This window comes from Bradyrhizobium sp. UFLA05-109, assembly GCF_054185165.1.
Genome location: NZ_JBBIAR010000055.1, coordinates 49904 through 62592 on the forward strand (window position 1 = coordinate 49904; position 12689 = coordinate 62592).

12 protein-coding genes are annotated in these 12689 nt (G+C 61.9%); all 12 read right to left on the bottom strand.

Annotated features, from left to right (window positions below):
- Positions 1-114: 114 nt before the first annotated feature.
- Entirely contained in the window at positions 115-654 is a 540-nt protein-coding gene (locus Q3C01_RS32385) for a S26 family signal peptidase (RefSeq protein ID WP_458149332.1), read from the bottom strand.
- On the bottom strand, positions 644-862 hold the full coding sequence (locus Q3C01_RS32390; protein WP_458149333.1) for a helix-turn-helix domain-containing protein: 219 nt from the start codon (positions 860-862) through the stop codon (positions 644-646). The genes Q3C01_RS32385 and Q3C01_RS32390 overlap by 11 nt, the downstream gene beginning before the upstream one ends.
- Positions 863-1069: 207 nt before the next feature.
- Entirely contained in the window at positions 1070-1876 is an 807-nt protein-coding gene (locus tag Q3C01_RS32395) for a DNA -binding domain-containing protein (RefSeq protein ID WP_458149343.1), read from the bottom strand.
- 108 nt (positions 1877-1984) lie between these two features.
- Positions 1985-2308: a DUF736 domain-containing protein gene (locus Q3C01_RS32400; protein ID WP_027582044.1), complete on the bottom strand. Its 324-nt coding sequence runs from the start codon at positions 2306-2308 to the stop codon at positions 1985-1987.
- Positions 2309-3423: 1115 nt separating this feature from the next.
- Positions 3424-3576, bottom strand: coding sequence for a hypothetical protein (locus Q3C01_RS32405; protein ID WP_458149334.1), 153 nt, complete (start codon positions 3574-3576; stop codon positions 3424-3426).
- A 172-nt stretch (positions 3577-3748) separates the two neighbouring features.
- Complete coding sequence (locus tag Q3C01_RS32410; RefSeq protein WP_458149335.1) at positions 3749-5485, bottom strand: ParB/RepB/Spo0J family partition protein; 1737 nt, start codon at positions 5483-5485, stop codon at positions 3749-3751.
- A 156-nt stretch (positions 5486-5641) separates the two neighbouring features.
- Entirely contained in the window at positions 5642-6661 is a 1020-nt protein-coding gene (locus Q3C01_RS32415; RefSeq protein WP_458149336.1) for an ArdC family protein, read from the bottom strand.
- Positions 6662-7111: 450 nt separating this feature from the next.
- Positions 7112-7648, bottom strand: a complete 537-nt coding sequence (locus tag Q3C01_RS32420; RefSeq protein WP_458149337.1) for a cysteine hydrolase family protein — start codon at positions 7646-7648, stop codon at positions 7112-7114.
- 33 nt (positions 7649-7681) lie between these two features.
- Entirely contained in the window at positions 7682-8320 is a 639-nt protein-coding gene (locus tag Q3C01_RS32425) for an acyl-homoserine-lactone synthase (RefSeq protein WP_458149338.1), read from the bottom strand.
- A 183-nt stretch (positions 8321-8503) separates the two neighbouring features.
- Positions 8504-9232, bottom strand: coding sequence for an autoinducer binding domain-containing protein (locus tag Q3C01_RS32430; RefSeq protein WP_458149339.1), 729 nt, complete (start codon positions 9230-9232; stop codon positions 8504-8506).
- A gap of 156 nt (positions 9233-9388) precedes the next feature.
- Positions 9389-11836, bottom strand: coding sequence for a GcvT family protein (locus tag Q3C01_RS32435; RefSeq protein ID WP_458149340.1), 2448 nt, complete (start codon positions 11834-11836; stop codon positions 9389-9391).
- Positions 11833-12689 (bottom strand): aminomethyl transferase family protein (locus tag Q3C01_RS32440; RefSeq protein ID WP_458149341.1); only part of this gene is annotated, 857 nt, incomplete at its 5' end. The genes Q3C01_RS32440 and Q3C01_RS32435, both read right to left, overlap by 4 nt.

Below are 12689 nucleotides of genomic sequence, written 5' to 3' on the forward strand. Positions count from 1 at the left end.
TGGAAGAACTCGCCTGCCAGCGTTACGCGCGATGCTCGCGATCACGGCTTGAGCCGGGCGAAAAAACGACGGGCGCCGCCTTGCTTCAGACGCGCGCCCGTCGTCGCCGGCGGTTCACATGTCCGGATTCCAGGTCCAGAGCGGCCGTGCCACGCCCAGAATGTCGCAGCGAAGAACCGGTCCGAAGTACCGGGAGTCGAACGAGTGCGGGTGCGGCTGCAGCAGGAAATACTCTCCCTCGACGAGCCTCATGCAGCCGTTCCAGGACGGGAGCGGCGCTCCCCGTTTGTCCTTCTCCAGCACCTCGGCAACGACCTTGCCGTTAATGGAGATGGCGTCGATCGGCTCCTTCGTGCGACAGACTTCATCTCCACCGAGACCTTCGACCCGCTTCAGAAGCGGCACCGGCGTCGGCAGGATGCTGTGCGCGATGATCAGAAGTTCGATTGCGGCGGTCGGCTTGTAGACAGCGAGTTCACCGCGTCCCGGCAATCGCTGATCCAGATAGTAGAAGCCTAGCTGCGCGCTGCCCGAGGCATTGTAGATGAGGAGCGGCACCGCGGGCGCGGAGGACATCAGAAGCATGATGATGCCGGCGCACATGGCCGAAAGCGTCGTGGCCTGGCGCCACAGTCTTGCGCGATCAATTCTCATCGGAGGTCGACCTCCGCTTGTTGGCCTTCGACCATTCGACGAGGTCTTCGATGTGGTAGCGGACATAGCGCCCGTGCTTGCGGTATTCAGGCCCTCTGCCGTGGACCCGCATTTTCTCCAGCGTGTTCTTGGTGAGGCGCAGCCAGGCGGCTGCCTCCACCGTGTTGAGGAACGGCTTGTCCGGTTCCTTGTCGTCAGTTTTCGCCATCAGTCCAACTTCCCCTTTCGCACCTCGCACAACCACGAGATGCAAGAGCAAGCGTCGTCACATCAGGCGAGGTTTGGGGAGTGGCGAAGACGTTGACCGTCGTTCCGACATCCCGCGCGAGCCAAGCTCGTCAAGCAAGGATGGCGCGACCGGTTGCCGCGATTAGGACAGCATTCTCTCAGGCGAGCGCTTCGACGGAAGAATGTTCTAGCCGAGGAGGCTCAGGTAGCCGCCTTTCATCAATTCATTGCCTTTGGCGACAAGTCGCCGCACGCGGTCCTTCAAAAACTGACTGGGACCGTGCCAGTCCTCGGCGACCTTGTTTTCGCCGAACAGAGCGATCGCGATCTGGCGATAGGTTCTTCCTATCAGGCTTTCATCAAGTGCGATCAGGGCCTGATGCAGACGCTCGTTGCTTGCGCACATTAGAACCTGTCCAAGCTGAGGGGCAGGTTCAGTGAGACGCTGAAGGCGATTGAGGAGTTCGGCATGAGTTGCGATATCACCGAGATCGTGCAGCTCGAAGACAGGCGCAAACGGCGCGGTCAGCAGCTGGAGGCCACGGATTTCGAGGGGGACATGAAGGCCCCTGCCCCTGAGCAGCACCCGTGAAATGCCATCGGTGCCGATCACGGCGCATCGGTCGGCGTTGAAGTCGGAAAGGCGATACACCTTCTCGTCGTCATGCCCGCTCGGCGTCCTCGCGTTCAACCGCACCACGCGCTTGAGCGCGTTTGCATGCCAGAATACCGGCGCCTTGTCCGGCCCGAGCGCGGGATGGGCGAAGGCATGAAGACCCCATTTCTCCGCGCGTGGAAACCGCCGCGGCAGGCGCAGAAGCTGGGTACCGTCGTTGAGCGTCACACACGACAAATGCCTTGGCACGGCGCGTCGCCACTCGGCGACGTAGTCCCTGTTCCGGCGCAAGAACTCCCACGCCCAGCCGCAGCCATCGCGGCACACGGGGTCGCGGGAAGCAGCTTGATGCCGGGAGTACCGGCACGACGCGGTCACCAGATCGTTCAACGGGCCACACCTCGCGTTTATTCTGGCTGCGTTTCAACCCCAAATTGTGGCAAGAGAACGGCCCCCGCAAGCGGCGCTTGCGAGGGCCGGTCGGCGTCAGTCGGCAGGATTCCAGATCAGGGCGAACACGCTGTCGTCGTCCTGGCCGGCGGCGCGGCCGAGATTGGCGTAGAGCTTGCGCGGACCGAACTCGGGCGCCGCCAGCGACAGGCTCACATACTCCTTGCGGCTGTTCTCGCCGCGGCGGATCCAGCCTGCGCCGATCTCAACGCCCTGGGTGAAGACGCGGAAGTCGGGATGGGTCTCGGCGCTCTTGTCCCGGTTCGGGATGATGTCGATGTCGGCGCGGATCGAGACAGTCTTGAGCTGGCCCTTGTAGCTGCCGTTGTCGTTCTTGGTGACGTATCCGATGGCGGTCATGGTCTTATCCTCTTTGTTGTTCGCGAGGAGCCGATCCCCTCGCGATGGCGAGACCGTGATGGGAAGCGAAACGCCTTCGAACCCGCGAGCTTTCGCGGGGCGGAGCGCATGCGGAGCACCTGAGCTGACGGCTTTTTTGGAGCGAAGCGGCCGCGAGGAGCCGGACTTGTCCGGCGGGGAAAAAAGCCGGCGGCGATGGTTTTGGCAGGCGGAGCGCTTCCCATAGGTCTCTTCGCCACGCGCAGGAGATCGGACCCGCTAACAACAAAGAGGGCAAGACCCGGCCGATCGGCCGGCAGAAGATGCGACAACAGCTCCAAGGGCCAGCTCAAGACTGTCTCGATCTTGGCCAGAGATTGCCGGATCGATCGGGGCAAGAACGCCGGGACCCATCCCGACTTCCGCGTCTTTATCCGGAGTCTCGAGATCGGCTGGAGCCTGGATTCAGGCGGGGGTAGCAGCGGCAAGGGAGCGTGTGAGCCTGTCGCTGGCGGCGCCAGAGTTCGGTCCGCGCAAGCTCTATGCCAATCTCGGTTGCGACGTTGACGGAGACAGCGCTTTGCGAGTTTGCCAGCCTGGGAAGCCTGCGGACTGATGCCGATCGGCCTTTGAGCGCGCTTGCGGGGGCCGTTCTCTTGCCCAGGCCACGCATTCGCCGAGAGGAGAAAAGACTCGAACAATCGAAGGCGGACGCGTTGAATGTCTGGAATGTCAATTTTGCAATTCGGTGTTACATTTTTTCTTGCGTGTGCCGATTCTGACGGTTCGCGCAATTGAGTGGTTTATCTTTGCAAACATTGACGGAGGGCTCATGGCCAAGAAGGCGAAGAAGGCAGCTAAGAAGACCACCGCGAAAAAAGCCAAGAAGAAAAAGAAGTAGGCCTTTCGCTGACCAGCCTCGTTCCTACCTGGATATCTCTACCGCGCCTTTGACTCTGCGCGAGGTCGATTGAGCCAATTTGGTGGGAACGGGTCGCGCTAATGGCTAAGCCGGATCGGAAGCGCCGCTTCGCGCAACACGGTCCGGCTTTTCATTTTGCCGTCAGGTCTAGGGGGATGCTGACAGGTCCGATGCGGGTCTGCGAACCTTGCGTTTCCCTGGAAGTCTCAATCGGTCAATTGAGCGCGCTCACCATGCTCGGCAGGACCCTCGACAGCAACACCGCGGTGGACGTCAGGGCCGATAGACAGACAGCCGCCTGAGCGAGGCAGATGCGCCTGAGCTTCACCGAATGCGGCTCGGGAAATCCCCTGAACGGGCTTACCATCGTCGGCTCCATGATGCGGAGGCAGCATTGGCTTGGAGTCGAGCTATAGGATGAGTCGCGGCCGTGCCGGCTGGCTATATTTGCAGGCCCACAGATTGACTCCGAGGCGACTCGGCACAGGCAAAATAGGGGCGCGAGGCAAGTCCTCGCGCCCGAATCGAACCGATTAAACTCAGGTAAACAAAGTGTTAACGCTCTCCGCCGTGCGGGCGATTTCGAAAGCCTTGGTGGGGTCGTAGTGGCTTGGCGGAAACGCCATGTAGCGCGGCACGAAGCCCTCCACGCGCTCCCGTCCCTCGCCGTTCAGGCAGTCGCGAATGATCTTCTTCTGCACCTTGCCGGTCTCGGAGACATTGCCGTCAGCCGTCACCTGGCCCGCGAGTTCAGCGAGCAGCGCATTGATCGCGGCGCGGTCCTTAAGCAGGTCGAGGAAAGCGTCGTCCAGTCTCCACCACCGCGTGACGTCGGGCTTGATCACGAGGCCCGCGGCCTCCGTCAGCGCCGATCCTGCGGCAAGCGTCTCGGCCATCGCGAGCGCGATGACCTTGAGCACTGCATCGTCGGGCAGCGCCAGCAGCCGAGCGAACAGGCTTGCCCCTGTATTGGCATCGCCATTGCCCCGTGTGAGGGTGCTGTAATAGCTCTTCTCGATCTGGAGCAGGTCAAGCACCGCGTCGCGCTCGGCCGTGAGCGCGGCCTGCGCGGGGCTGCCGGCAAGGCTTTCCGCGGTCGTCTCCTTGTCAGCGCGCTGCGGATCGGGCTTGACGCTCCAGAGCGGAGAGCCGGCGATCATGTGGGCGGCAGCAAGGCGCAGCGCGATGGCCGGATAAGCGAGCAACTCGGCGCGGACGATGGCATGTCGGTGCAGTGCCAGATAGTTCTCGGCGGCCTTGGTCAGCTCGGCCTTTGCGGTGGACGTCCCACGCTCGCCATCGCCTCCCCGGCGGTTTTCATCGGCGGTGTGCGCGTTCTCGTAGGCCCGGTAGCCTTGATGGACCTCGGCCTCGCCATTGACTCGGACCTCGATGAAGGCCTCACCGCCCTCCTCCAGCTCGGCCTCGTCATATTGCCATGCCGGGAAGCGCGTTCCCTTGTCGAGCACGGTGACCGTCCACCCTTGTCCCGCTAGCTCATCCCGCAGGTTAGCTATAGCTGCATTCTGCAAGGCCCAGAAGGCGTCGGCATCGGCGAAGTAGCTGACGTCGCCGAAGAGGTCCGCGATCATATCGCCCTTGTACGCATCGAGCGGAAACTTCGCCACGCTGGTTGCGATTTGGTCGGTGCCGAACAGCCATTGCCTGAGATCGCGGCCTCGTGGGGCGCCTTCGTCGCTTGCCGGGTCCTTCTCGGCCGCAAATGCTGTGACCCAGTCCTTCTGCTGGCGCCGCGTGGCGGAGGCGAGCAGTTGCAGCTCCTCGGCTTCGATCTCGCCGTCGCGGTAGGCGTCCTTGATGGCGCTGTGGAGCGAAGCGAGCGCAAGGCGCTGTTTGACATAGCGTTCGGTCTGGCCGAACGTCCGCGCGATCTCGGCGACGCTACGCCCCTGTTTGAGGAGCTTGGCGAAGGCCTCGTATTCCTCAAGTTCATCCATGCCGGCGCGCGCCACGTTCTCGATCAAGGATGCTTCCATGGCGTCCGCATCGCTGTCGCCGACGGCGACCGCGCAGGGCAGCAAGACCTCGCAGGTCGCGACACCCTGCTCTTCGGCGACCTTGCTTGCGGCAAAGTAGCGGCGCCGGCCCGCGACGATCTCGAACGTCTCGCCGTGAGGCCGGACCAGCAAGGGCTGGAGGACGCCGCGCGCGCGGATCGACGGGAGGATATCGGAGATGTCGGGGGCTTTCCGGCTGTGACGGACGTTGACGCTTGCGATCTTGAGATCGCTCAGGGCGATGTTGCGCAGTTCCATTTTGGTTTCCTTTCGTTTGCAGAGACGGGCTCGGCTGGTTGCGTGGGGGCCTCGTCGAGAGCCCGATGTCGAGAGGCGTTGGGGGTGTCGGCTTGCGAGCCGCGGCGGCTGACCGAGCCGCTGGCGCGGACGCGGCGCGGAGAACGTCGGCCGCAGCTAACCTGCGGCCCTCATCTCGCCCGTGGGCATTGGCGTGTGCTGGTCATCGAATCGAGCCAACTCGGCCTCGTGTTCGTGCCCGGCGGCGGCGATGTCGTCGCCGAACGCAAGCAGGAAATCGGCGGCCTTGCTCGCCTTGCTGGCGGCGCGGAAGATCGCGCGGTTATCCTCGCGAAGCACGTTCAGCCATGAGCCCAAATAATCGGCGTGGCAGACGGAGGGTCTGATGGATAGGGCAGCGCAAACGAACGCTGCAGTCAGTTCGGCGACCAGTTCTTCATTGGCATAGGGCTTTGAGCCAAAGCTGCCGGAGAGGTCGCGGTTCAAGCGGCGCGGATGGCCGGTCCAGTGCCCAAGCTCGTGAAACAGCGTTCGGTAATAGTTGATCTGCTCGAAAAAAGCCGGTTGCGGCGGGATATGGACGGTATCGTCCGATGGTTGGTAGAACGCCTTGGCGCCGCCGATGCGGACATCGGCGAGCGTCGCGGCGGCCAGCGCCTCGGCGTGCGGCACGATCTCGCGCTCGGGCAACGGCGGCCGCGCGACGATGCAGTGATCCGGCAGGTTGTCGCATTGATCGACGTTGAAGACAGTATAGCGGCGGAGAAAAGGAACGGACGCCTCTTCCTTTGCCGGCTGGTCGGGACTGGCGCTGGTAGCGCCGCCCTGATCGCGCTTGGGAACGAAGCGATCGGCATAACAAACGGTGACGCCGTGTTCGCCTTTGCGCACGGTGCCGCCGAGGCTGGACGCTTGGCGGAAGGTGAGCCACCGTTGGGAGGCAAAGCCGCATTCAAACAGCCGGCCCCAGAGGATCAGGACGTTTATCCCGGAATAAGCCTTGCCTGTTGCCGCATTCCGAGGCAGTGCGAAAGCCTGATTGCCGCCCCCACTCCCCCAAGGTCGGGCCCATGGAAAGACGCCCGCCTCAAGATCAGCGATGATGTGGGCTGTGATCTCCTCGTAGAGACTTGCTTTCGGCTTGGTCGCGTTGTTGTCCGATGAACGCTTGGGCATGACAATCTCCGTTCCTTCTCTTCCGCGCCCTGCCCCCGGAAGGCGGGGTGGGCGGCGAAAAGCGACCGGGCAGCCCCGAACTCTGAGGCGGGACGCACCGGAACGGCCGGAGCGACAGCGGAGGACCGCGCTACGGAAGCAATCGTCATTTCGAACTGTGAGGAAGCGCGGTTGCGACTCGCCGGTTCGGGGCTATACGGGAGCGCCGCCCACCGCGCCTGCCGGGGGCAACAAAATGCGCCGGCCGCTTGCGGCCGGCTCAATAAGGAGCTGTTGTTTCGTCCTGTCGGACTGGTCGCGATGCTGGGCGACTTATTCGTTAGAACGCGTGAGCGCGAGCGTCAATTCAAGCGCGGTGTCTCCGCCAGGGATCGAAGCCGAAGGCCGAGACCGCGAAGCGGGCTCGGTTCACGAGAGCCCGGCCCGCAAGCAACGCTTGCGGGAGGCGGCCTACGAGAGCAGGTCCTGAACCTTCCGGCTCACAATTTCATCACCTTTCGACGCGGCCCATTCCAGCAAGGCCTGGCGGACCGTAGTTGCGAGAATTCCATGATGCGCAAGCCGCGCGAGAACAAGGGCTCGATCAGATTCATGGCGGGCAATCGACAGATCCGAGAGCACTCGCATCTCATAGCCGTGTTTAGCTCCCTGCAAAGCCGAAACCAGCACCTCTTCATCCAGAAACGTACCGCCCAGGAAAACAACGCCAACGTCCAAATGCGCCAGTCGCTCGGCAAGTCGCGCATCGCGCCACATCGATAAGATGTCGACATCGAGATGATCGATCGCCGAGGCAATCTGGTTGGGCAGGAATGCCTGTTCGTACTCACCAATCGCTATTTGCGGAATTGCAAAAAATTCCTGACAGGCAGGGAGCAAGGACATGTTGGCGCGGCGCCACCCGGCGAACGCCTCCACAGCGTTCGGAGCGGCTCCCCGCGTAACGTTCAGCAAGAGGATGCAACTATGACGGGGATCGGCCAACATGACGCACGTCCTCCGCCGCAAACGCGCCGCCGATCATGCCGCCCTGCGCTCGGCACTGGGAATGACAAGCACGGGTCCCTCGAGGCCAGCTTGGTGGTACATGGCTTCGAGCGCGCTGTCGCAATCATGGAGAAGCCCCGCAAGCGCTGTGGTCTGTCCGAGCGATTGCGGCTCCGCCAATCGTTCGATCGGCCACCCTGCCCGCCTCAGGATCCGCTCCATGCGGACATCCGTGACAGTGGCAATCGCTCGCGCCCCTCTCGCCCGCATCGCCTCGATCATCGCAGCGAACAGAACGAAGGTCGCGCGATTGAGGTTGCCTCTGCCGACCTCGACGGCGCGTTCCGTGTCGACGCAGAAACGCGAGCTTTCGAGGACATCGTCGCTGTGCGGCGCTCGCTTGCCGCCGAGCAGGAAAGGAAAGGTATCGGCGAGCATGTTGGGCCCCGTCGACGGCAGCAACCGGACACATCCCAGCACTTCGTTCGCATCGGAGATAACGAGGAGATAGGTCGGATTGAGCGCATCGTAGATGTCGATCTCAAGATCGCCAGACACGGAGACGGTCCAGTCGAGACGCTCCTTGAAGACGCGTCGGCGCAGGCGAAACATCTCCGCCAGCAACGCAAGATGGGGGCCGGCGTGACGGTGATCGAGGGAAAGGACGTGCATGAAGGGCTCCATTGCGAGAGGGAGCTCACCTCAGCAGAAATCCAAACCTTTAGCGCCTGTGCCTTTTGACAGGTCGGTGGGAAAGATCAGGAAGTTTCGGCAAGTTTTAGCAAGCAAGCGGCATCGCTTCCAGACAAAGCACTTCGAGCCTTCGAGAAGGACGCTCAGCCTCGTGAATTCTGTTTAGGGCAAGAGACCTCGGCGAACCGCCTGTGCCACGGCGTGCGCAATGGTTACGGCGCCGAGCTTTCGGCGCGCATTCTCGAGATGAAACGCGACCGTTCGCGACGTGATACCGATGAGCACCGCCGCCTCCGCTAGCGTCTTGCCGCGGGCCGCCCAGGCCAGGCATTGCCGTTCGCGCTGACTGAGAGCGCAGGCATTTTCTACGGCCAGAGGGCTCGCAACTATCCGTTCGGAAAGATGCGCTTGAAAGTAGATCCCGATGAGCTGCACGATGTCACCCGCGCGAGCCAGAACTCGGTCGGGCTTCATGATCGGATCATCCGTTGCCAGAGTGAAGGCCGCCATCTGCCCGAATCCGCTTCTGATCGGTACGGTGATCCCAGACTTGATCCCGAAAGTAGTCGCCTCTTCGAAGAACCTACGCTGCTCCTTGTTGGGTCGCAGTGCCGATCCTTGAGTCCCCCAGCTGAAGATGCCGCGCTCGGCGCGGGCGCGCTGAATAACAGGATCAAGGCCGTGGTAGTTTAAGCGAAGGTAGCGACTGGTCCAGGACTTCGGGTAGGAAGAGATCAAACTCGGCTGGCCGTCGCCTACGCGCAAATAGGCGAACCAGCGAAATCCCAAGCCATGCGCGGCGCGAGATGCTGTACGTTCGAACTCGTGGTCATCTCTGGCTGTCAGGATGGCATCGACGAATTCCTCAAATAATTGATCCGCCCATTTCATCTCAATTTCAACAGAAGCGTCCTTTCAGCCTCTTCGGAACATACCCGAGGTTCTGCTCGAACCTGCTGTCTCCAGCAGAATTCGGCTGATCGGGACGGCAGATGGCGCGGCCGCCGACGGCGGCCCCGCCTTTTGATGTCCGCCGCTTCAGTCAATTCAGAGTTTGGTGCGTTCAGACTTTGGATCATACATAGGCTTCGACGAAACCTCGGCTGGAAAGCGCTTTCCCGCAATTTCGATCTCGTAGGTCGATGACAAGACGTCGGCCTCGGTCTCTCCTTCGCAAGGCACGTAGCCCAGACCGATCGCGCCGCCGAGATGATGGCCATAGTTGCCCGAGGTGATGATAGAAACGATCCGGCCGTCGCGGATCACGGCCTCGTTGTGGAACAACAGCGGCTCAGGATCGCGGACCCGGAATTGCATCAGCCTTCGCTTGAGGCCCTCTTCCTTTCTGCGCAGCACGGCGTCTCGGCCGATGAATGGTCCCTTGCCGGTTTTCACCGCGAAGCCCAAGCCGGCCTCGAGAACATGATCCTCGTCCGTGATGTCGTGTCCGAAATGGCGGAAGGCCTTCTCGATGCGGCAGGAATCGAGCGTATGGAGACCGCAAAGCTTGAGGCTTGAGTCCGCTCCGGCTTCCTCGATAGTTTCGAAGACATGGGCCGCCTGGTCTGTAGAGACATAGATCTCCCAACCAAGCTCACCGACGTAGGTGACGCGATGGGCGCGCGCAAGGCCCATGCCGATCTCGATCTCTTGCGCCGTCCCGAAGGGAAACGCTTCGTTCGAGAAGTCCTGCGGGCTGATGCGGGTGATGACCTCGCGCGCCTTTGGACCCATCAGGACGAGTACCGATTCCGACGCCGTAACGTCGGTGATCACGACGAACTCCTCGGAATGAAGCTGCTTGCGCAGCCAGGCGAGGTCCCGCTGGAGCGTCGCGCCTGGCACTACGACGAAGAAGGTTTCTTCCGAGAGCCGCGTTACGGTCAGATCGCTCTCGATTCCGCCACGGGCGTTCAGCATCTGCGTGTAGACAAGGCGGCCTGGCGCGACGTCCATCTGGTTGGCGCAGAGTCTTTGCAGAAAGGACAGCGCATCTCTGCCCTCGACACGGATCTTGCCGAACGAGGTCATGTCGAAAAGGCCGACGCCGTTGCGGACGGCGAGATGCTCGTCGCGCTGATTGTCGAACCAGTTCTGGCGCTTCCAGCTATAGCGATATTCCCTCTCCTGGCCCGGCCGCGCGAACCAATTGGCGCGCTCCCAGCCCGCCGTCTCTCCGAATACGGCTCCGCGGGCCTTGAGGTGTTCGTGCAGCGGCGAACGTCGTACGCCGCGCGAGGTCGCCATCTGCCGGAAGGGAAAATGATCCGCATAGAGCAGTCCGAGCGTCTCGCTCACCCGCTCCTTCAGGTAGCGCCGGTTCTTCTGGAACGGTTGGGCGCGCCGGATGTCGACCTCCCAGAGATCGAAGGGCGGTACACCGTCGTTCATCCATTGCGCCAGCGCGAAGCCTGCACCTCCCGAGGAAACGATGCCGATCGAATTGTAGCCGGCGGCGACCCAGTAGCCCTTCAACTCCGGCGCCTCGCCGAGATAGTAGCGGTCGTCTGGAGTGAAGCTCTCGGGGCCGTTGAAGAAGGTGTGGATGCCGGCCGTCTCCAGCATCGGCATGCGGTTCACTGCTTTCTCGAGAATTGGCTCAAAATGCTCGAAATCGTCCGGCAGTTGATCGAAACAGAAATCCTCTCTGATCCCTCCCATGCCCCAAGGCTTGGCCTTCAACTCGAAGGCACCGAGCAGCATCTTGCCGGCGTCCTCCTTGTAGTAGGCACATTCGTCGGGGACGCGCAGCACGGGCAGACGCGTAAGGTTCTCGATCGCTTCCGTAACGATGTAGAAGTGTTCGCATGCATGGAGAGGGAGCGTCACGCCCGAACGAGCCGCGAGATCCCGGCCCCACATGCCACCGCAATTGACCACGAGATCGGTCTCGATCTCCCCCCTCTCTTCTCCCTGCTGCCAAGACACCCCGGTGACGCGGCCGTTGCGGTCGTTTACCGCCGTGACCTTGACGTTCTCGACGATGCGAGCACCACGTTGGCGGGCGCCTTTGGCCAACGCCATGGCGATGTTGGCGGGATCACACTGACCATCGCGCGGCAAATGAACCGCGCCGACGACGTCGGAGATGTTCAAGTGGGGATACATCTCCTTCACTTGCCGTGGAGAAATTTCCTGGACGTCGACATCGAAGGCACGCGCCAACGTCGCCTGCCGATAGATTTCTTCCTTGCGCTCTTGCGTCAACGCGACCGTGATCGAGCCATTCTGGCGCATGCCGGTAGCGATGCCGGTCTCCTCCTCCAGCTTGACGTAAAGTTCGGCAGAATACTTTGCGAGGCGCGTCATGTTCTGCGTGGCCCGCAATTGGCCGATCAAACCGGCGGCGTGCCAGGTCGTGCCGGAGGTGAGTTGCTTACGCTCAAGCAGCAGAATGTCGGTCCAGCCGAGCTTGGCGAGGTGGTAGGCGACCGAACAGCCTGAGATGCCACCGCCGATGATGATGACACGAGCTTTGGCCGGAAGAGGAGTCATGCGCGAATTCTTTCGTTCTGCGGGTCCCACAACGGCTGGTCGGGCTCGACCCTGGCGCTGTGTCGTTTTCCAAAGATCTCGATATCGAGGATGGTGCCAGGCTCGGCGATGTCAGCACGGATCGTGCCGAATGCGATCGATCGGTCTATGCGGTGGCCGTAGCCACCGGAAGTCGTCTCGCCGACGATCTCGTCGCCATGCCAGACGGGCGACATATAGGGGGCGTCGTACTGCCCCGCGTCGATCGTCAGGACCGCGAATCGCTTTGTTACACCCTGCTGCTTTTCGCGCATGAGCGCGGACTTGCCGAGGAAATCCGGCTTGTCCCATTTCACGAAGCGTTCGAGGCCGTTTTGCAGGACCGTGTAATCGGTTGAAAGATCACTCTTCCAGGCGCGATAGCCCTTTTCGAGGCGCAGCGAATCCAACGCGAACATGCCGAACGGCACCAGCCCGTGCTTCTGCCCCGCGCTCCAGATTGCATCAAAGATCGCAGCCGTGTCGGGGTTTCGAGTGTGTATTTCCCAGCCCAGCTCACCAGCGAAAGAGACTCTGATGAGCCTGCACGGACGCCCCGCAATGACTGTTTCCTGATGGGTCAACCAGCCCTTCGCCAAATCGGCGCGGCTCACTTCGGCCAAGATCGCGCGCGAAGCAGGCCCCGTCAGGATTTGGCACGAGTATTCGTCTGTGACGTCGATAATCGTGATATCGCAGTCGTGTGGGAGGTGCTTTTTGAGCCATTCGCGGTCATGCCACTGCGCCAACGCCGCGGTGATCAGCACGAACGCGTCTTCGTCGAGTGCCATGACCGACATCTCTGTAACGATGCGCCCGTCTTTGTCCGCGAAGT